The organism is Exiguobacterium sp. B2(2022) (genome assembly GCF_028823655.1).
GTDB lineage: Bacteria > Bacillota > Bacilli > Exiguobacteriales > Exiguobacteriaceae > Exiguobacterium > Exiguobacterium aestuarii_A.
Genome location: NZ_JAPEHX010000053.1, coordinates 1 through 20,812, shown reverse-complemented (window position 1 = coordinate 20,812; position 20,812 = coordinate 1). Strand labels below are relative to the sequence as shown.

The window sequence follows — 20,812 nt, the reverse complement described above, 5'->3', positions numbered from 1 at the left end:
CCGACTGCGAAATTTATGACTATAGTTCGAATCGTCCAATCGTTCGAATCGAGTTCGAGGATGCAGAAGCTTCTTTGAACAATCAAACGAAATGGTTAAATGCTGCCATTGAAACGTATAAGAAAACGAGAAATCGCTCATTCGAACGCATGTATATCCTCGGTCATAGTATGGGTGGCGTTGCGGCTGCCAACTACATTTTGAATCAGGACACATACATCATCGATAAGTTCGTCACGTTCGATAGTCCATTCGGGGGCACCCGACTTGCAAACTTCGGCCTATCGGCTAGTAACTTTGGAATCAACACAGGTAGCCCTGCCATCCGTGACTTATCACCGAATTCGGATGGGTTACAGGCCTTCCAGTCAAAACTTGAGACGTGGCCACGATCTGTCCAAGTCCTCTCCTTCTCTGGAAGAGGCGGCGAGTTCAATTTGATCGAGCCGGAAAGTTCTCTGTTACTCGAAGAGTACACGAATAATATTCAAACAGAGACCGTACCGTACGACCACTTCTCGCTTCACCGTAAGAGTGACGTCTTGAAAGAGACCGGGAAATTCTTATATGAATACACGAACGAGTTTAATCCAATCGAGACGAACTAACGTCAAAACAGCTATCCTTAATCTGAGGATAGCTGTTTTTTAGTATGTCATCGTCCATGTCACTTTTTGAAGCCAATACATCACGTACTTTCCGAGCGGGAGATCGGTTTGAATCTCGTCATATGCCACAGTATACGTTCCGTTCTCGTTATTCCATAAGCGATTGAAATAATCGTCTACTTCATCAAAGAAAGCTGTATCGTCTACTCCTTTTACCTCGACGTCTGCCTCAAGGTTGTAGTCGTTCATATTTCGTGTCGTATAATTCCCAGAACCTAGGACGACTGTCTTCTCTTCCCCGTCCACATAGAGGATTTTTGGATGATATTGTTCTTTGCCGACATCATACCAACGAATTTCGATATGTTCAGGATTGACGGTATTCAGTTCTGCCGTCACAGGTAAGTTTGGCAATCCCGATTTTGAACGACCAAATGCGTTCGTATTCGGGTCGAGAATCATGTTCACGGTCACGCCTCGGCCGGCGGCATCTTCAATCGCTTGAATGATATTTCGGTCAGCCAAATAGAACATACCGATCCATATTGTATCCCCTTCCGTCGCCTCGTTCATCGCATCGAGCACCGACTCCTGAATCTTCCCTTCCGTGACGTAACGAATCTCCATCGGCGCCTCGGTCGGTTCGCTCTCAATCGTTGACAACGCCTCATCATCCGGGAAACGTCGCGCATCGCCTTTGGAGAACGTCGCGACCGCTTGCTCCCCTTCCACAATTTCTTTTAAAATAGGGCCTTTTAAATGGACACCGACGTTAGAGTGATATCCACTTGCATCATGCGGGTTCGCCGATAGCACAAACCCTTCATTTTCTGTCACCATCACTTTTCGATGGTTCGCTTTAATGTTCAGTAATCGTAAATACGCCCGGACGGTAATATCCGGTGCCGACGAGGCCATCGGATTCGGCAACCAGCCGTCCTGACTATCCCCAAACCATTGAATCGCCATCCGATAAAACGTGGAGTACAAAATGTTCGGGTCACGAAGTGCATCGAGATTCGTGTATACGACTTCGACTCCCGCCTCTTCAAGCACATCGAAGTGGTCGGAAACGTGTCCGTTATACGTCGTATTGATATCGTCTGTAATAAAGACGACTTTCAAATCCGGGTATCGCTCTATTTGCTCTAGAAGAGCTGATGACAATCGCGATGTGATATCCGGATATTGTCGGTCTTCATTGGAATATGGATTGAATAAGAAAAAGTCCATGACGATATATTCCTCAGCTTCTCGAATCGCTCGCTCGACTTCCTTAAAAATTTCTTGCTCGACAATCTCCGTATCCTCTCCTTGATATGTCAAATCATGAAGAAAATCGATTTGATCGTCTGAAATGAGATATGGTTCAGATTGTCGTGACACCCCATCCGGTAACGGTTTCACTTGATGATACACAAGTGTGATGAGAAAAATGACCGCGATGATGACCAATCCCCACTTGAGCCATCCTTTTTTCCCTTTTTCCTTAGCCATGAGTTCCCCTCCTCCTTCGCGGTTCAAAAAACGGGCTGTAGTCACCTACAGCCCGTTCGATCATACTTCCATAATAATCGGCAGGACCATCGGGTGTCTCCGCGTCTTTTGTGCCAAATACGGTGTGAGCGTATCAGATACGAGTTGCTTCATCTCCGACCACTTCATCTGTTTATTTGACAACCCTTGCTCGACCGTTTTCTTCAACAGACGTTCGCCGTCACGAATCAAGCTACCTGATTCACGCATATAGACGAATCCACGCGAGATGATATCCGGTCCTGAAACGAGTTTACGTGTTTTGCCATCGATACTGATGACAACGACGACAAGTCCATCTTCAGAAAGGATACGACGATCCCTTAATACAATATTCCCGATATCGCCGATTCCATTCCCATCAATGTAAACGGCGTTCGCAGAAATTTTACCAGTGACCGCAGCCGACTCAGAATCGACAGCGAGCACTTCTCCGTTATCCATGACGAAGCTATTTTCTTTCGGAATCCCGACTGATTCAGCAAGCTCCGCATGTTTCTTCAGCATGCGATACTCTCCGTGAATCGGCATAAAGAATTTTGGATTGAGAAGACGAATCATTAACAACTGTTCTTGTTGTGAACCGTGTCCAGACGTATGAATGTTCGTCAATTTTCCGTACACGACGTCAGCCCCTGCTTTATACAACTGGTCAATCGTCTTCCCGACCGAGATGGCGTTCCCCGGAATCGGAGAAGATGAGAAGATGACCGTGTCTCCTGGGATAATCGACACTTGACGGTGTGTTCCGTTCGCGATACGACTAAGCGCGGCCATCGGTTCACCTTGTGAACCGGTACAAAGAATGGCAATCTCGTTCGGGTCATAGTGACGCATTTGATTCGCTTCAATGATCATCCCTTTCGGAACGTTGATGAATCCGAGCTCTTGCCCGATCGTCATGACTTTCTCCATGGAACGACCGAAAATCATGAGATGACGCCCAGTCTCAGCACAAGCATCGACGACTTGTTGTAAACGATAAATGTTCGATGCGAATGTGGCGAAGATGATTCGACCATCCGCTTTACGGAACGTCTCGCTAATCGTCCCCCCGACGACGCTCTCACTCATGGTGAAGCCTTCGACTTCCGCATTTGTCGAATCAGACAAGAGGCAGAGCACGCCTTCTTTTCCGATTTCCGCCATCTTCGCGAGGTCGGCAGGTTCACCGACTGGAGTGAAGTCGAACTTGAAGTCACCTGTATGGACGATGTTCCCCTGTGGTGTTTTGACGACAACACCGAGCGAGTTCGGAATCGAGTGCGTCGTCCGGAAGAACGAAATGCTCGTTTTACGGAACTTGATGAGTGAATCCTCATCGATTTCGTGGAGTTCCGCCTCACGCAACAATCCATGCTCCTCGAGTTTTACTTTAATCAAACCGAGCGCAAGTTTCGTCGCATAAATCGGTAATTGGACTTGCTTGAGTAAGAATGGAATTCCCCCGATATGGTCTTCGTGACCGTGCGTGATGAATACCCCTTTTACCTTGTCCTTGTTTTTAATCAAATACGAGTAATCGGGAATCACATAGTCAATCCCAAGCAAGTCATCCTCTGGGAACATGATTCCCGCATCGATGACGATGATTTCATCTTGGAATTGAACAACGTATGTGTTCTTCCCGATTTCTCCTAGTCCGCCTAATGCGAACACGGCTGTTTGGTGGTTCTTAACAAACTTCATTTAATCTCTCCTTACTTCAATTATTAATACATCTATGTGAAACATAAGTGATTCTCGAATATGTCCGTAAGATTCTTTTTTCATTATAGCTCATATCATGGCAATATTTCACTAACGATGTGATATTCGTGGTAGTTTCCCTATTTCGTGTTATCCTTTTAGTGGGATTGAAAAACATATTTTTTAGACAAAGAGAAAGAATGGTGAATCAAATGGAAGATCAAAAAGTTGTTTTTTTCGACATTGACGGCACACTCTTGCATGAAGGTAGCTATATTCCACCTTCAACGATTTCAGCGATTCAAGCGCTTCGTGAAAACGGCGTCGAGACATTTATCGCGACGGGACGAGGACCAGCGATGTTATCAGATATCCCGGAACGTGTCGGAATCGATAGCCTCGTTTGTTACAACGGTCAAATCGTCGTGCATAAAGGTGAAATCGTGTATCGCAACACCCTATCTAAAGATGCGCTCGGTCGTTTGACGACTCATGCCGCTTCGAACGACCATACTCTCGTCTACCTGGGACAAGATCGCGGCGGCGCTTCAAAACCGGATGACGCCATCGTCAAGCAATCACTCGGAGAACTCGACATGCCGATTCCTCGCTACGAACCAAACTTCCACGCAGAAGAAGACGTCTATCAGACGCTCCTTTACTGTACACCTGAAGATGAGCATCACTATCTCGATGCCTATCATGAGTTCGACTTCATCCGCTGGCATCCACATGCGATGGACGTCATCAATAAAGGTGCTAGTAAAGCCGACGGCATTCGTCACTTTATCGAAGCGAACGGTTATCGACTTGAGAATACGTACGCGTTTGGAGACGCTTTGAACGACTTGGCCATGCTCCAATATGTAGGGACAGGGATTGCCATGGGAAATGCTCGTTCTGAAGCGAAAGACGTTGCGGACTTTGTGACGAAATCGATTCTTGAAGATGGAATCGAATATGGATTGAAAGCGATGAAGTTAATCTAAAAAAAAGAGAAGACCTCTTGCGTCAAACCGCCGAGTTGGATCAATCGATTCAACGATCACGGTATCGCTCAAGAGGTCTTTTTTTATTTCGAACGTAACGTCCGTTCAAGTCTGTCTAAATCGGTATCTTTTCCGATGATAATCAAAATATCTTCTGATAAGATCATCTCATCCGCCTGCGGCGAAATGATGACATCATCATCACGACGAATGGCGACAATGTTGACCCCATACTTCGCACGGAAGTCCAAATCGATGAGCGATTTGTTCGATAACTTATCTGACGCTTTGATTTCAACAATCGAATGTTCATTTGATAATTCAAGATAATCTAAAATGCTCTGGCTCATCAAACCGTTTGCGATTCGAACACCCATGTCACGTTCTGGGTGGACGATATTATCTGCACCGATGCGACGGAGAACTTTTTCATGGTAATCGTTTGTCGCTTTGACAGTGATGATTTGGACGCCAAGTTCTTTTAAGATCAACGTCGTTAAAATCGAAGCTTGAATGTTTTCACCGATGGCAACGATGACGTGTTCAAAGTTACGAATCCCCAAACTCTTCAACACGTTTTCATCTGTCGTATCCGCGATCACGGCATGAGTGGCCAAACCCATGAACTCATTGACGCGTTCTTCATCTGAATCGATGGCGAGGACGTCATATCCGTTTGAAGACAACTCACGGACGATTGACCCACCAAACCGCCCTAATCCAATGACTGCAAATTCACCTGTCATGATATTACATCCCTTTCCTACACATGTTCTCTTCTTGATTCTTCGTTCAGTGTAACTGATTCCACTTGAAAACTCTATATAAAAAAACAAGATGGGATCTCCTCCGTATGAAGGAAATCCCATCTTTTCAATCACGCTTTTCCGCTCGAACGTTTCCCACGTACATAATCGTTGTCAAACAGGAACAAACGGAGCAACAAGTAGAGCGCCGGAACGAGAAGGAGCAACCCTAAGATGAATACGATGACGAGTGCCACCGCCATCGACTCGTTGACGACACTTCCATTGATATCGATATACGGATACAAGATATACGGTAAGTGTGAATATCCGTAGCCGAACCATGCCATGAAGAATTGTCCCATGACCATCAAGAAAGCAATCCCGTAATTTCGCTTCATATAAACGAATGAGACGGCAATCACGAAGAAGAGGAAGCTCATTGCGAACCACCACCAGTTTCCTCCTAAGATGCTCTCGTAGTGCCAAGCAGCTTGCGACTTCAAACCGAAGAAGACGAGCCCAGAAGCGATAATCGTCGGAACGCTCCAGAAGAGCGCCCATTTTCTGACGAGTTCGACGGCATTTTGATCGCGTGCCTTGTCCGCATAGAACAAGAGGAACATCGCGCTAATATAGAGGACTGAAACAATCGCCAAGATGACGACTGTCCATGAATAAAAATTGGTGAACAACTTCGCGCCGTCAAAGAAGACGCCGTTTTCCGTCTCGGTGATGAATCCACCTTGACTGACCGTCAATACGGTCGACATCGAAGCTGGGATGAGTAATCCTGTGGCTCCGTATAGGAACATATACAGCGTGCTTTCTTTCGACCCATAGTTCGCGAATGCGTAAAAGCTACCGCGAATCGCGAGTAAAATCAACACGACGGATGCCGGAACGAGTAACGCCGTTCCATAGTAATAAGCTGTATCCGGAAAGAATCCGACAATCCCGACGAAGAAGAAGACGAAAAACACGTTCGTCACTTCCCACGTCGGTGACAAATACCGTTTAACGAGACGGTTCACCAAGTGATCCCGTTTTGTATAACGGCTATAGAATGCGAAGAAGCCAGCACCGAAGTCAATCGATGCGACGATGAGATAGCCGTATAGGAACGTCCATAAGACGGCAATCCCTAACTCTTGAATTTGCATGTCATACCCTCCGATCACACTTCATCCGCAAACATCGCTTCACCACGATGTTCGGATTGTTTTAGTTCTTTCCCTACTGGGTTCTCTTTGAACAGACGTGATAGAACGACCACTGTGACTGTTCCGAGTACCGCATAGAGGATCGCGAAAGCGACAAGCATCCAACCGACATTCGCCGATGTCGTAGCTGCTTCACTCGTACGCATCAACTCATAAAGCGCCCACGGTTGACGACCAAATTCAGCGAAGAACCAACCGAATTCAATCGCTGCCATCGCAAGCGGTCCACCGGCTGCAATCGCAAAGAGCATCGGTTTACTGAACTGGTTCAAACGTTTAATATAACGCCCTAATACGAATAGGAAGGAGATGAGCGCTAGAAGCATCCCGATTCCGACCATCGCATCAAACAAGTAGTGAACAAAGAGCGGTGGCTGGTCTTCTTTCGCAAATTCATTGAGACCTGTCACTTCATAGTTCGGAACACCACCGGCAAGAATTGAAAGCGCGTAAGGAATTTTTAAGGCGCCTCGAACTTCATATCCGCCTTCACCGTCATCTTCTAACCAACCACCAAGAATCAACTCAGCCTCGGAGGAGGTTTCAAAATGCCATTCCGCTGCTGCTAATTTATCCGGCTGATATTGTGCCAAATACTTACCTGAGAAGTCTCCGACAAGTGCTGTCGCAATCGCAAAAATCAAAGCGACTGTCATCGTCAAGCGAAGACCTTTTTTGTGATATTCAATCGACATCTTGTCGAGTTGATTACGACGTTGACGTAACAACTGTACAGCTGCAATCGCTGCTAGGATGAACGCAGACGTTAAAATCGCAGACGTCAGTACGTGTGCCATCTTCGTCGGCATAGCTGGACTAAACATCGCTTCAAGCGGACTGACGTTCGCTAAACGACCATCGACAATATCGAACCCTACTGGTTGGTTCATAAAGCTGTTTACCGTTGTGATAAAGAACCCAGAGAATAATGCACCGACTGCGACTGGAATCCCGAGTAGCATGTGATGCCACGGGTTTTTAAACCGATCCCACGTATACAAGTAAATCCCAAGGAAAATCGCTTCGAAGAAAAAAGCGAACGTCTCCATGAATAGTGGAAGTGCAATCGTTTGACCCGCGACGCGCATCAAGTTCGGCCATAATAGCGAAAGCTGTAGACCGATTGCTGTACCCGTTACAACCCCGACAGCTACTGTCACGACATACCCGCGTGACCACCGGCGAGCCATAAGGGTATATTTCGGGTCTTTTTTACGAATTCCTAAAAATTCTGCCAATAAGATTAAAAGTGGAACCCCGACGCCGAGTGTGGCAAAAATCACATGAAAACCTAATGTGAGTGCCGTCAATGCTCGGCTCATCAGGACAGGATCTTGAAACATCTATTGATTACCTCCTATCTCTCTCTATCGCTTCGAACCCATGTATGAAACGACAATCACAGATGAATACCCTTCGATACTTCCATCATAATGATTTTATATTGCGCTGTAATGTCTCAATGCTCGAGTTTGCAAAATGTTCACATTTGAGCAATCGCCACAGAATTGTCGCTTTACATTCATATTTGATTCCCTTTTTGCTCACACTTCACTCTTTTTGGGGCACACTAAAAGCGGTCTCAATGGAGACCGCTTCGTGTTATTGAATCATGACCGTGCGGAAATAGTGGTCAAACAATTCGATGGCTACTTCAATCGCTCGTTCGTCCGGGTTGAGTGTCGATTGATGGAGACCCGACCCCATATCGTTCACACCTAGCCAAACCATGAATCCAGGAACTTGTTTCAGCATATATCCGAAGTCTTCCCCTGTCATGGCAGGAACACATGTCTTATACGAATACCCTACCTCTTCGACCGCTTCTTCGAACTGATAAAGATAGCGCTCATCGTTGACGACCTCATGATAACGATTGCCGAATTCAAGGTCGATCTGAACATTATACGTCATTTCGACACCGGCGATGATTTGACGAATTCGGCTCTCGAGTACAACCATCTCCTTGTCAGATAACGCTCGTACCGTTCCATCTAACTTGGCTGTATCGGCGATGATGTTCTCTTTTGTTCCCGCTGCGACTTTCCCGATGCTGACGACCGCACTTCCCATCGGATCAATGTTCCGTGAAACGATGGTTTGCAGTTGCATGATGAGGGCGGCTTGGACGATAACGGCATCAATTCCTGCGTGAGGGAATGCACCGTGCCCTCCCTTTCCATGAATCGTAATATGGAGTTCACGTGCACTTGCGAATAATACACCTGGTCTAGAAGCTACCATCCCGACCGGATATTCAGGCGCGACATGTAATCCAAATAGCGCGTCCGGACGGAAGTGATAGAATAATTCGGATTTCGCCATCGGTTCTGCCCCGCCTGGCCCTTCTTCAGCTGGTTGGAAGAAGACAACAAGATGGTGGTTGAACGGGACTTCGACCGCTCGTTTGATTAATCCGAGCGCGATAGACATATGGACATCATGACCGCACGCATGCATCATACCCTCGTGAATCGATGCAAACTCCAATCCGGTCTCCTCGGTAATCGGCAACCCATCCATGTCGGCTCGGTACCCGATTGTCTTCTCCCCGACGAGACCATCCACGCGAACGAAAAGACCCGTCCGCCAGTGCGTGATATGAACACGCGGCGAATCGAGCGAACGGATCAGTTGTTCGAGAGTCGCCTGTGTTTTGAATTCTTCATATCCAGCTTCCGGGATTAAATGCAGTTGTCTTCTTGCTTCGATTGCCCAATTCATGATTCAGTCTCCTTGGTAACTTCTTCAACAATGTTCCAAAATGCTTGTACTTGTGCCAATTCCAACATCGATTCTGTCGACAGCATCCACGTGTCCCGAACGAGCGGGACACCACTCGAGGACGTCAACGGAATCTTGTTCATTTCATTGACATCTTTAATGGTCGACTCCGGTAAAATGGCGAAGCCGATTCCATGTAACGCCATCTGTTTACACGTTTCAATCTGGTCTACGACGAGTGTGGTGAGCGGCGGGCTCGAAAATCGTTCCTGCCACCATTCTAATATTTCCTGGTAATATGTCGAGTCGCTCTTAAATTGAATAAATGATCGTTCGTTATTTTTTAGTTGGGACAGGTCTGTCATTTTTAAATCGACCAAGTGTAAGGAGTCAGAGAACAGCTTCATCCGCTCCCCGCGCCAATCCGGATTTCCTCGAATGATGCCGATATGAAAATTCTCCTCAAGCATGTAACGCATCATTTCACTCGACCATCCGGTGACTAACTTGACACGGACAGACGGATATCGCTCCACGAACGTCTTTAACACTTTCGGGAGCCAATACTGACCCATGATGGAAGCAACAGCAATCTTTAACGTCCCGTATACTTCTCCAGGATTTGCTGTCAGCTCGCTTCGCAACTCTTGTTCTTCACTGTACATCTTCTTGGCGAACTCGATGATTTTCTCCCCATCTGGCGTCAAGGCAAGACCGCGTGTCGAACGGACAAAAATCTTTTTTCCCCATTGATGTTCAATCGTCACGAGCCGTTGACTGAGCGCCGGTTGAGAGACGAATAACCGCTCCGCCGCTTTGCGCATATTCAATTCTTCTGCAAGGATAATTAACACTTCTACTTCCGATACTTGCATGACGTCACCTGTTTCTCTATCGTTTGAAAGATTGTATACTGAATAAGTATTTGTTTCAATGTATCATATCATGTTTATTCATCAATTTGATTGTTAGGAGGAAATCTGATGCAACGTCATCATTTCGCCTTTATCGTTGCGACCGTCGCGACGCTTGGCAGCCTTTACTTCTCTGAAGTCATGCTTTTCTTACCATGTAAACTGTGTTGGTTCCAACGCATCTTTATGTATCCACTCGCCATCTATTACTTGACGATCATGTTGACCGCCCGTGATGTGAATCGATTGTTCGTCGGAATCATGGCCGGTGCCGGCTGGTGTATCAGTCTCTATCACGTCATCCTAGAACGTATTCCGAACGGAGAAGCCTTCTGCACGAACGACTGCCTCATTCGCTGGGTGAATTATTTCGGCTTTGTTACCATCCCACTTCTCAGTTTCATCGCCTTTACATGTATTCTCATCATCCAATTCGTCCCGTTCAAAAAAGCGTAAGACATACAAAGGAGAAGCCGTCATCAAGACGGCTTCTCCTTTCTCTTATTGCCACCACTCGTCGTACAGTGAAGCAGGCATATGATGCTTATGACGTGAACGTTTGAAAATCGTCTCAATCCGCTCTGCAATCACCGGATCGATGGATTTACCTTCTAAATAATCATCTAATTGGTCATATGTCATGCCAAGCGCCACTTCGTCAGGCAGGCCAGGACGACCGTCTTCAAGATCTGCTGTCGGCACTTTATAAATGACTCGTTCATGCGCCTCTAGTTCGTGAAGCAACGCCTTCCCTTGACGTTTGTTCAAACCAGTCAACGGTGTGAGGTCACACGCCCCGTCTCCATGTTTCGTGTAGAATCCCGTCACATATTCCGCTGCATGGTCCGTACCGACGACAAGGGCACCAAACGTTGCCGCGATGTCATATTGCGCCTTCATCCGTTCACGCGCTTTCGTGTTCCCTTTATGGAAGTCACTCAACTCAAGACCCGTCGCTTGTCGGAACGCTTCTACCGATGCGTCGACGGCAGGCTTGATATTGACAGTGAGGGACTTGTCCGGACGGATGAACTCGAGGGCGAGTTGGGCATCATCTTCATCATGTTGTTCGCCATACGGTAATCTTACCGCATAAAACGTGTAGTCCCCCGCATCTTCTGCTCGTAGTTCTTCCATGGCGAGCTGACATAACTTCCCTGCCAAACTCGAGTCTTGTCCCCCTGAAATTCCGAGGACAAGTCCTTTTGCACCGGCACATTTCACATACGCTTTCAAGAAATCGATTCGTTGACGAATCTCTGCCTGCGGATCGATGGTCGGTTTGACATGTGTTGATTCGATAATATGTTGTTGCATGAATGACCCTCCCATAATTCTCTCATTTCGTTTTATTGTCTGATAATTCACAAACCCCGTCAACTAGCGATATACAAAAGAAAGACGGAAACATTCGTTTCCGTCTCATGATTATTGAATTTGGAATGACGTAACTTCTCCACCAATCGGTGTCAATTCGAGGAATAATTTTTGACCTTCCGCTGGCGCTTCATCGAGTAACACACCAAATGTGAAGCTTCCACCCGTCACTTCTGCCGCACCTTGTGCATATAAGTTATGCCCGTCTGACACAGACCATTCAAACTCTACTTCTTCCGTGAAGCCACTGACTTGAATCATCGTATCATTCACATCGATTGTCACATCGCGGAACGCACCGTCTGTTTGCGGTTCAGATGCAGGCGTTTCTTCTGGCGTTTCAGTTGTGTCCTCGTCTGGCTCTTCTACAGCTCGTTCAACAGTGAAGGACGTCTCATCCGTCACAGCGATTTCTGGTGCTCCATCGACTTGACCGAGTCCGATCACTTCGACCGAGTATTCACCAGCTGCCAATTCTAATGGAAATACCTCATCAAAGATCTTTTGTTCATCCGCTTCCCACGTCTCTTCGATAATCGATTCCGTGAACATATATTTGCTACCATAGTCAAACACGGTTTCGTCCCCTTGTTTGATAATCAATTGGAAGCGTTGTGATGAATTGAACGTCACCTTCGCCGCCTCTTCATTCGGGTTTGTCATCTTGACAGTTGCCGATAATGTATTGGCTGAAGCATCATATGCCATTTCCGTATCAAGTGTTAATGGAGCTGGTGGTTCAGACGAATCGCTATTCACTTGACTCGGTTTCGCCTCTTCTTTTCCACATGCTGCTACGACTAGTATGATTGCCGTCACGACGGCGAGTAACCAAGTTTTTTTCATGGATCCCACTCTCCTCAACAAAATAAAAAAACGACGGCGAGTAACCAAGTTTTTTTCATGGATCCCACTCTCCTCAACAAAATAAAAAAACGTCTATAGCACTAGTGTATACAAAGTGCAGACGTTTGTAATGATTTTCCTTATATTATTTACCTTTTTTACGAAACTTTAGCTTGTTCCATGTACTGTTGCCAACCGGTCATGAACAACGAATCAGCGATATCGAGATCAGACCGGACTTGAGCCGAAATGGAGAACGTCTCACTATGCATCGATTCAAACGTGACGACCATCGTCTCTCCTACCACTTCTTTATAAGCTACAAGTTCAGGCGTTTCTGCAAACAACATCATAAGTATGGCTCCTTTGTTCATCTGTGATAAATCTAGTGTACCAATATGAAACCAAGATGTAGGTCCTATCGTTCGACAGGGGAACAGTGACATTTTACCTATTGTCGAAACGCTTACATCAAATGTTAGTCAAATGGTGAAATGTGCATATAAGATATCGAAAAAGAGAGGAAATCCGCCTTGCGGACCCCTCTCCTTTCCTGAAAATGTAAATGAAATTGATTCATCACATGTCGAACGAAACATCACTTCGTACGGTTTGAAATTTGTTGCCATACTGTTCCGAGAGCCGTTTCTCCGCTTGTAATGCGTTCTTTCGCGAGTCGTGCCTGCAATGAAACTTCAAATTCGCGGTCTTGTTCGGCAACTGTCAAAGCCGAAACAGCGCGTTCGTCTCCACAATCGAACAAGAAACGAGCCGCACGCCAACGGACAAGTTTATTTTTGTCTTTCAGCGCCTCGATCATCGAAGGTTGAGATTGAGGTAATGCCCAATCTGAGACAGTGTCCCCAGCCGTACGTCGCACAATCGGAGAAGCGTCCACAAGAGCTTGTTCGATATATGTGACATATTCCTCACGACGTTCTTCAAACATCCCGATCATGACGACAGCTTGTCGGCGAATCGCCATCACGGAATCTTCGAGTGCACGGCGGAAATACACCATATTCTCGTCTTGAATGTCTAATTCGTCTAAGAAAGCCATCCGGTCTTTCCAATTGTCAGATTGCAAGTGGTTCGCATTTGCTTCAAAGTCAGCCTCGCGCCCAAACGCTCGAGCCACGATGCGCTCCACTCGTTCTTGTGGATACGCAGCTTCTAATTCTTCCTGAGCGACGACACTGACCTCATCCAATTCACCATAGCGTGGGGCTTGTTCTACCCAACGACGGTCTTGAATGACGTTCTTCACCTGTGCTTGAACTTCCATGGCCGCGTCGACGAATCGTTTCGACAGCCCGATTCGTTTTTCCTCGTCCCCTTTGACGAGCTTCAACTGCATCGGGACATCAAGCACGAACTGGACGGATACATGGACCGGCTCATAATCCGTATCCATTTGTGTAGATTCGACTTCCTCGACCTGTTCCCCGAACGCCCGTCGGATTTCATTCATGACGTCGTGCCAGTCATGTTTCGGATGACGCTCAACGGCAAGAAAATCAGATACCGCATATACCGATTTGACGCCTCGAAGACCAACGATTTCTTGAATAATCGTCGGGGCATCGGTACTCGCTTTGTCGTATGTGGTGCCTCTCCCCTCAAACGGAGGGTCCACAATAATCTTTAGGTTATTCGGACTTGGTGTCGGTTCAATTGCTACTAGTTTCATTCTCATCACCTCACTCTCAATCGTGACGAAAATGACAAAAAAACGCAAGCGAGTCGCTTGCGTTCAACCAAACATCTATTCTATTTAGAACAACGCGATAAACTGTTGGAGTGAATATGTCGTGCCGTCCACAGTAAACGTGTCGTCCTCTGAAATCGGTTCAAGGAAGAAACGTTTTTCACCATTCTCTTTTACGTAACCAAAAATATGATTAGATTGATAGAACAATTCAACAATCGTCATCCGTCCAAACGTCATTCCATCGTTCATTACCGCCCGATCACCTAATTCGCCGCCATTGTACAGTTCGATGTAAGTTTCCATTTTGGTGTCGCTCCTCTTGTGTTTGTTTTCACAATTCCTTTCTATCAAACAAAAAGAGCGACTTCAAGTTAATTTTTTGCGTTACGCTTCCAAAATTCAATCCATTTACGATACTCCAATAATGTTTTATTGATTTGATGAATCGATTTCTCATCATGCAATCCAGTATCATCTATCTTCTCTTTACAATGTGTGATGAAAATTTCATTTCCCGGTAAAACATTTGCACGATTTGTGGCAAATACTTGTCGGAGATGAATTTGACATCTGGCCGTTCCGAGGATGCCCGGAGAGGCACCAGCAATCATAACCGGTTTATCTCGAAGCGGCGTCCCCGGCTCGAGAGAGAGCCAGTCGATTGCATTTTTTAAAACGCCTGGAATGCTATGGTTATATTCAGGTGTGACAATCAATAACCCGTCGGCTTCTCGAACGGACTGCTTCAAAGCGGCCACAGCTTCTGGTTCATCCGGATCAATCAAGTCGTCGTTGAACAGCGGGAGCTCGATGGAGACGACTTCAATATCAAAATCATCTTGAGCCAGTTCAATAATCGAATGCAAAAGAGCGGTATTAAAAGACTTCTTTCGAAGACTCCCCGACATGGCAATTAATTTATATTTTCCCATGCTCTACCTCCTGAATCCACTTATTCACGATCTCTGCTTCTTCCATCGGGTCTTCCATCATCCCCATATGACTGTATGGGACAATCGCTGTCACATGACGTTCTGCACCTAAAAATGCCCGTGTCTCGTCCATATTCGGATCTTTCTCCCCATAAATGAATAAACCAGGGAGTTCAGTCGCCTGAACAGTATCGACTTCGTCTTCACGGTCACGAATTGCTCGTTGTGCGTTTACAACCCCTTCAACCGACATCTCGTATCCAATCTCGATTGCTTGTTCGATGAGTGCAGGATTTGACTCCTTCGAAAAGACATTCGGGATCATCCCGTCGATAAACGGCTTCACCCCTTCTTCAATGACCTTGTTGATTGCCCCGTTCCGTTTTTCTTTTGCTTCTTCTGAATCAGAGGCAGCGGTCGAATGCATCAATCCAAAGCCGGATAGTTCTTCAGGATATCGACGAACGAGGTTGGTCGTCACATATCCTCCAAACGAATGTCCGATAACGAGTGGTTGTTCAAGGTTTCGGAGTCGAATCTCTTCCATGACCCAATCTGCGAACTGGTCCATCGTTTCTGGTCCGACTTCCGTTCCTGCATGCCCCGGAAGTGTGAATGCATGAACTTCGGCATTCAATAACGGTTCTAGCTGTTCAAAATATGTTGGCGAACCGCACAATCCATGTAACAATACGAGTGCTTTCATATCATCGAGTGCTCCTTTTCTTCCCATTCTGTTTTGAGTAGCCGATACATCGTCAAATCCATGAACCGACCATGGCTGTATGCATAATCATGTAAGAGACCTTCTTCTATAAATCCGAGTTTTTGAACGAGGCGATTCGATCCCTCATTCCCTGGTGCCACCAAGGCGGAGATTCGGTGAAACTTGAACTCTTCGAATCCATGTCGGATGACGGCAGTTGCCGCTTCAAAAGCCACACCTTGTCTCCAATAATGAGGAGAAACTTCGAATCCGATTTCAGCCCGGTAATACTGGGGTGTCCAATTATGAAAACCGATTGTCCCGATCAACTCGTTTGTCAATCGATCACAGATGGCCCAGCGAATCGCTTTGCCTTGTTGAAACTGGTCTTTAAAATAGGCGATGACATTTTTCGCCTCATAAACAGCAAGCAACGGGTCCGACCCATAATAACGCATCACTTCTTCAGTGGATAAGATGGTATAAAGTGCTCTAGCATCACGCGGTTCTAGCTCTCGCAGGATAAACCGGGACGTAGCGAGCTCAGGAAAACTACGTTTCAATCCCCACATGTGGAACCCGCCTTTCCTATTCGTTTCCTCAAGTATACTTCTATTTTCCCAAATGTATCGAACTCAACCCTCTTGAACCGTCTCAAGATAGCGGAAATCATGTGTTTTTGCTACTATAAATGTAGTATGTCAAACCGAGGGGATACCATATGTCAAAACAACTCTTTTATTTAAAACAAGACCGAGATGTCCAGCGCTTTACGCTACATGGCGTGACATTGGCCGACATCACAGAGGCCCTTTCCGTCACAAGACCGATGATCATTTGTCGAACCGATATCAAAGGAATGAGGCAATCTTCTAGGTCGCGTTTCCGATATATCGAAGCGCATGAACTCGCTTCATTCTCGTCTAAGTATTTAAATAACCAAACGACATTCACTGCAATCGATTTCCCGGACTACAATACGCTTGAGACGCTGTCGGATCACGAAATCGCAGAGATCCTGTTTCTAAGTCATATGGAGCGCGGGATCAAGAAACCGTTTCTGGATTCACTTGATAATGAGATTGCGTTCTTCAATGAAGCGAACGACCGTCACAGCAGTCTCTACATTCGTGATTGGTCGACAATCAATCGTTTCGTTCAAAACATGTTGCAAAGCAAACTGGACCGAGACATCCGAAACATTAGCTTCGTCCCGATACCGCTCCCTGTCATCGATGAATTGCTCGAGTTGGCACCTCAAGGGCTCATCATCGATTTTGATCACACGAAACGAAGCCTGTTCAATCGTCAAATCGTGATTTCCTTCTATGTGGCCGGTCGCTACGAAGACATGTCCGTCCTCGAAGAAGACTTTGATGCCAAAAAGGAATCAATCGCACTCAAAGGTCAGTTGTTATATCGTCGTCGCACGTGGCATATTGAGCGGTTATAAGGTCATGGATGTAAGAAATGGAAATGAACCTCTGAAAACGAGGTTCTTTTTTGCTATTTTCAGACCGATTGTTTCAAGTCAATTCCCTTCACGAGCGGGTATGAACGCTATTCTTAAAAATTGATAACAAATTGTCTTAATTTTTTGTTAAATTAATACTTTTCTTTTTTGGACGAGGCGTTATACTAGGAATAACCTTCTGGAGGAATGGAAGGCAATATAGAGAAAGCGAGGTGAAAATCTATTCATCACGCGGATGGATAGATACACGAAATGGAACAACTGAAAGTACAAGGAGTCTCTTCGTTCACCAAGTTTGCGACGAATGGAAAAATGCTAAAACTTAAAGATGCTCACGCAGGGGAACAACGCATTTCACTTCAGGATGCGACTGACATTCAAGTCTCTCTGCTCGACGAGGACCATTCGCGCTTCACTATATTTGGTCATGCCCACCCACTTGTGGAGCTGACCCTTCCTCACAACTCTTGTGAAGTCCTCTATGCATGGTTACTCCACAAGATGAAACGACAAAAAATTAAACTCGCATCGAACGCGTAAAAAAATGAGGTCTTGTCTCCATGTGGGAGAAAGACCTCATTTTTTACATTATGAGAACAATGAAACGAGCCAACTAACCAAAATACCGACAAGGGCAAAGTCTGAATCTCCAAATGTCGTACTTTCAAACCCGAGATTCCCCAAAAGCGGTAAGAGGAGAGCCGGTAAGAAACTGATTAATACACCGTTGGCGATCGATCCAAGAATCGCTCCGCGACGTCCACCGGTAGCGTTCCCGAATACTCCTGCTGTCGCTCCTGTGAAGAAGTGTGGAACCAGTCCCGGTACAATGACAGCCAAACCGAATAAAGGTAAAAGGAACATCGAGAACAGTCCGGCTGCAAAGCTCGCTAAAAATCCGATGATGACCGCGTTTGGTGCAAATGGGAAGACGGTCGGGCAATCTAGCGCAGGTTTTGCGTTCGGTACCATTTTATCGGCAATCCCTTTGAAGGCCGGAACGATTTCTGCAATCAACATCCGTACACCGGCAAGAACGATATATACCCCTGCAGCGAATGTAATCGCTTGGATGATGGAGAAGACGATGTAGTTCGACCCATCTGATAATTCCGTTTCCACAAATGCTGGTCCCGCAAAGATGGCGACGACCACAAATAATAAGGTCATCGTCAACGAGACAGCGACGGATGTGTCTCGTAGAAAGCCAAGTTGCTTTGGTACTTGAATTTGTTCCGTCGAGTGCTCTTTGTTCCCGGCATATTTTCCGATCGTTCCAGAGATAAAGTAACCAAGTGAGCCAAAGTGTCCGACCGCAAAATCATCCGATCCCGTAATCTGTCGAACGAACGGTTGAAGAAGGGCTGGGAATAAGACCATACAAAGTCCAAGCAATACCGATCCAATGATGATCAAGAGTGTACCATCAAGACCAGATACGGAAAGAATGGCTGCAAGTAAGCTCGCCATGAATAACGTATGATGACCCGTCAAGAAAATGTATTTAAATGGCGTGATGCGAGCCAGCACGATATTCATGACCATCCCGAAGACCATGATCATAGCTGTTTCAACGCCAAATGCGTCTTGTGCAACTGCGACAATCGCTTCGTTGTTCGGGATGACTCCCCGAATACTGAACGCCTCGTCGAACATCTGTCCGAAAATATCGAGAGCCGCAATGATGACGCCGGCCCCCGCTCCGATAATCACGAACCCCATAATTGTCTTCAGCGTACCAGAGACGATGGAAGCAATGTCTTTCTTCTGTAAAACGAGCCCGATGAGTGCGAACAAACCGACCAGTATGGCTGGTGTCCCCAATATATCTCGCATAATCAAATCAAGCATAAGCGCTCCCCCTTTACGATGAATTCTTTAGTTATACTTTTCCTTCAAGTTTTGATTTAATTTCCTCAATGTTCATGACATTCTCAAGTGCAACGATTTCTTTCGCCCCATCATCGAGTGTGCCAATGATATCTTGTGCCCCAAGGTAAATGTCGGCAGGTTCAGTTCGCGCTGTCGCAATGTCTGTATGTGAAACATCCGCCTCTTTCCCCATTTGTTCAAGCGCTTTTTTCACGTTCAACTCCATAATGAAGCTTGACCCTAATCCGTTCCCACATACTACTAAAATCTTTTTCATTTTTCTTCCTCCTCTGAATATCGATCGAGTATCTCAACAATTTTCTCTACCGTGTCTGCTTCTAATACGAGAGACACGTCTTGTTCATTTCCTAATAACTCTGTCAACTGTGCAAGTGCTTTTAAATGAGTGGTTTGATCAATGGCCGCGAGCACAAAGAATGCACGGACTGGTTTATCCCCTGGGAAGAGGACCGGTTCTGTTAGTTTTAGAACACTCATCCCCAGTTGATTCACACCATCTTCTGGTCGCGCATGCGGGATGGCAATCTGAGGCATGAGAACGATGTATGGACCATGTTCTACTACGTTCTCAATCATCGTTTCAACGTAACGTGTGTCGATCGATCCGTTTTGGACAAGTGGTTCGGCCGCGAGACGAATGGACTCCTGCCAATTCGACACATGATCGCGAATTTGAATTTCATCTTTTGTTACGAGTTGATTTAGCACGGGTTGTCCCCCTTTCCATTCATCTGTCGTCGTTTCATCTTGGATGAGATGATTTAATTCTTTTCTCAATTGCGATTCTTGATGGATCGTCGCATATTTTTTCACCACTTCGAGAATGTCAGACACATCTAATCGAGCGAGTCCCCCATTCGAAAGAAAGCGCTGATGAATTTGTCGTTTCAAAGCGAGTTGTTCGAGCCTTGTTGGAAGTGTCGGAACGAGTGTCACATGTGCCTGTTGTTGAACGGCCAACGGCAAGGGGACCGTTGTGAAAATCAAATCGACAAGTGGAGCAAATTCTGACACGTCACGTTGCGAGATCGGTGGTAAAAATACAAAGTCCGGAAACTGATTCTTCAAAATATGGTCGAGCATATGCGACACGCTAATCCCGCTCGGGCATACGACAATCGCCTTCATTTTCTCATCAAGATGTTGCCCTTGTTGATGAAGATGCGTTGCAAAATGCAACGTGAAATACATGACTTCCGTTTTCGGAAGTTCTGCCTGAATTTGCTTTCGGATTGGGTCGAGTGAACGATCGACAATCACATTCAATACCCGGTGCTCTTTCAATACGTATCTTTCTAACTCTTCTGGCGGCATGACTTCCGTATGAACACGTTTAAGTGTCGCTTTGGCGTGAAGCACTAATTTCTCACATAATGCCTCCCGTTCAATGACACGTGTACAACTCAATCCCTCGAATCGCCCAATCACCTGAATCATCGTAGCA

At 46.1% G+C, this 20,812-nt stretch carries 23 protein-coding genes; 5 read left to right on the top strand and 18 right to left on the bottom strand.

Annotation, left to right across the window (positions count from 1 at the left end):
- Positions 1–608, top strand: a 608-nt coding sequence (locus ON063_RS11260) for an alpha/beta hydrolase (protein WP_274665201.1), incomplete at its 5' end; no start/stop codon positions are given.
- Positions 609–647: 39 nt separating this feature from the next.
- Here ON063_RS11260 and ON063_RS11255 read toward each other — a convergent pair.
- A complete protein-coding gene (locus ON063_RS11255; protein WP_274665200.1) occupies positions 648–2,105 on the bottom strand; it encodes a phospholipase D family protein in 1,458 nt (485 codons plus the stop codon).
- Positions 2,106–2,165: 60 nt separating this feature from the next.
- Complete coding sequence (gene rnjA, locus ON063_RS11250) at positions 2,166–3,833, bottom strand: ribonuclease J1 (RefSeq protein ID WP_015881254.1); 1,668 nt, start codon at positions 3,831–3,833, stop codon at positions 2,166–2,168.
- Between the two features lie 200 nt (positions 3,834–4,033).
- Here rnjA and ON063_RS11245 point away from each other — a divergent pair, with 200 nt between their 5' ends.
- Complete coding sequence (locus ON063_RS11245) at positions 4,034–4,822, top strand: Cof-type HAD-IIB family hydrolase (RefSeq protein ID WP_274665199.1); 789 nt, start codon at positions 4,034–4,036, stop codon at positions 4,820–4,822.
- An 83-nt stretch (positions 4,823–4,905) separates the two neighbouring features.
- Here ON063_RS11245 and ON063_RS11240 read toward each other — a convergent pair whose 3' ends face one another.
- The 5 genes from ON063_RS11240 to ON063_RS11220 form a co-directional block, all read right to left on the bottom strand.
- Entirely contained in the window at positions 4,906–5,568 is a 663-nt protein-coding gene (locus ON063_RS11240; RefSeq protein WP_074035000.1) for a potassium channel family protein, read from the bottom strand.
- A gap of 131 nt (positions 5,569–5,699) precedes the next feature.
- Positions 5,700–6,731: a cytochrome d ubiquinol oxidase subunit II gene (locus ON063_RS11235; RefSeq protein ID WP_015881251.1), complete on the bottom strand. Its 1,032-nt coding sequence runs from the start codon at positions 6,729–6,731 to the stop codon at positions 5,700–5,702.
- Between the two features lie 14 nt (positions 6,732–6,745).
- The gene (locus tag ON063_RS11230; protein WP_214875345.1) at positions 6,746–8,134 is read right to left on the bottom strand and encodes a cytochrome ubiquinol oxidase subunit I; all 1,389 of its coding nucleotides are present in this window, start codon (positions 8,132–8,134) and stop codon (positions 6,746–6,748) included.
- Positions 8,135–8,393: 259 nt separating this feature from the next.
- Positions 8,394–9,515, bottom strand: a complete 1,122-nt coding sequence (locus ON063_RS11225; RefSeq protein ID WP_074035009.1) for an N-acetyldiaminopimelate deacetylase — start codon at positions 9,513–9,515, stop codon at positions 8,394–8,396.
- Positions 9,512–10,390 carry a LysR family transcriptional regulator gene (locus ON063_RS11220; RefSeq protein WP_214785219.1) on the bottom strand — a complete coding sequence of 293 codons (879 nt, stop codon included), beginning with the start codon at positions 10,388–10,390 and terminating at the stop codon, positions 9,512–9,514. Before ON063_RS11220 ends, ON063_RS11225 begins: the two co-directional genes overlap by 4 nt.
- A gap of 108 nt (positions 10,391–10,498) precedes the next feature.
- Here ON063_RS11220 and ON063_RS11215 point away from each other — a divergent pair, with 108 nt between their 5' ends.
- Entirely contained in the window at positions 10,499–10,885 is a 387-nt protein-coding gene (locus ON063_RS11215; RefSeq protein ID WP_214748368.1) for a disulfide bond formation protein B, read from the top strand.
- A gap of 45 nt (positions 10,886–10,930) precedes the next feature.
- Here the strand turns inward: ON063_RS11215 and nadE are convergent, their stop codons facing one another.
- The 8 genes from nadE to ON063_RS11175 all read right to left on the bottom strand — a co-directional run bounded on the left by nadE (position 10,931) and on the right by ON063_RS11175 (position 16,573).
- Positions 10,931–11,746: an ammonia-dependent NAD(+) synthetase gene (gene nadE / locus ON063_RS11210; RefSeq protein ID WP_274665198.1), complete on the bottom strand. Its 816-nt coding sequence runs from the start codon at positions 11,744–11,746 to the stop codon at positions 10,931–10,933.
- A gap of 111 nt (positions 11,747–11,857) precedes the next feature.
- Entirely contained in the window at positions 11,858–12,652 is a 795-nt protein-coding gene (locus ON063_RS11205) for a BsuPI-related putative proteinase inhibitor (protein ID WP_214819536.1), read from the bottom strand.
- 158 nt (positions 12,653–12,810) lie between these two features.
- Positions 12,811–13,005 (bottom strand): hypothetical protein, encoded by a 195-nt coding sequence (locus ON063_RS11200; RefSeq protein ID WP_214695545.1) that lies wholly within the window; start codon positions 13,003–13,005, stop codon positions 12,811–12,813.
- A gap of 245 nt (positions 13,006–13,250) precedes the next feature.
- Positions 13,251–14,342, bottom strand: coding sequence for a virulence factor (locus ON063_RS11195; RefSeq protein ID WP_214819534.1), 1,092 nt, complete (start codon positions 14,340–14,342; stop codon positions 13,251–13,253).
- An 84-nt stretch (positions 14,343–14,426) separates the two neighbouring features.
- The gene (locus ON063_RS11190; RefSeq protein ID WP_074035023.1) at positions 14,427–14,666 is read right to left on the bottom strand and encodes a hypothetical protein; all 240 of its coding nucleotides are present in this window, start codon (positions 14,664–14,666) and stop codon (positions 14,427–14,429) included.
- Positions 14,667–14,734: 68 nt separating this feature from the next.
- Positions 14,735–15,295: an NADPH-dependent FMN reductase gene (locus ON063_RS11185; protein ID WP_214819531.1), complete on the bottom strand. Its 561-nt coding sequence runs from the start codon at positions 15,293–15,295 to the stop codon at positions 14,735–14,737.
- Complete coding sequence (locus tag ON063_RS11180) at positions 15,282–16,001, bottom strand: alpha/beta fold hydrolase (RefSeq protein ID WP_274665197.1); 720 nt, start codon at positions 15,999–16,001, stop codon at positions 15,282–15,284. The genes ON063_RS11185 and ON063_RS11180 overlap by 14 nt, the downstream gene beginning before the upstream one ends.
- Positions 15,998–16,573: a GNAT family N-acetyltransferase gene (locus ON063_RS11175; RefSeq protein ID WP_274665196.1), complete on the bottom strand. Its 576-nt coding sequence runs from the start codon at positions 16,571–16,573 to the stop codon at positions 15,998–16,000. Before ON063_RS11175 ends, ON063_RS11180 begins: the two co-directional genes overlap by 4 nt.
- Positions 16,574–16,722: 149 nt before the next feature.
- Here ON063_RS11175 and ON063_RS11170 point away from each other — a divergent pair, with 149 nt between their 5' ends.
- Positions 16,723–17,454: a hypothetical protein gene (locus tag ON063_RS11170; RefSeq protein WP_274665195.1), complete on the top strand. Its 732-nt coding sequence runs from the start codon at positions 16,723–16,725 to the stop codon at positions 17,452–17,454.
- Positions 17,455–17,727: 273 nt separating this feature from the next.
- Complete coding sequence (locus ON063_RS11165; RefSeq protein ID WP_015881237.1) at positions 17,728–18,015, top strand: hypothetical protein; 288 nt, start codon at positions 17,728–17,730, stop codon at positions 18,013–18,015.
- A gap of 48 nt (positions 18,016–18,063) precedes the next feature.
- On the opposite strand, the gene ON063_RS11160 is transcribed toward ON063_RS11165, so the two are convergent.
- The 3 genes from ON063_RS11160 to ON063_RS11150 form a co-directional block, all read right to left on the bottom strand.
- On the bottom strand, positions 18,064–19,326 hold the full coding sequence (locus tag ON063_RS11160; protein ID WP_214819524.1) for a PTS ascorbate transporter subunit IIC: 1,263 nt from the start codon (positions 19,324–19,326) through the stop codon (positions 18,064–18,066).
- A gap of 31 nt (positions 19,327–19,357) precedes the next feature.
- Positions 19,358–19,624, bottom strand: coding sequence for a PTS sugar transporter subunit IIB (locus tag ON063_RS11155; RefSeq protein WP_214739852.1), 267 nt, complete (start codon positions 19,622–19,624; stop codon positions 19,358–19,360).
- Positions 19,621–20,812 (bottom strand): PTS sugar transporter subunit IIA (locus tag ON063_RS11150; protein WP_274665194.1); only part of this gene is annotated, 1,192 nt, incomplete at its 5' end. The genes ON063_RS11150 and ON063_RS11155, both read right to left, overlap by 4 nt.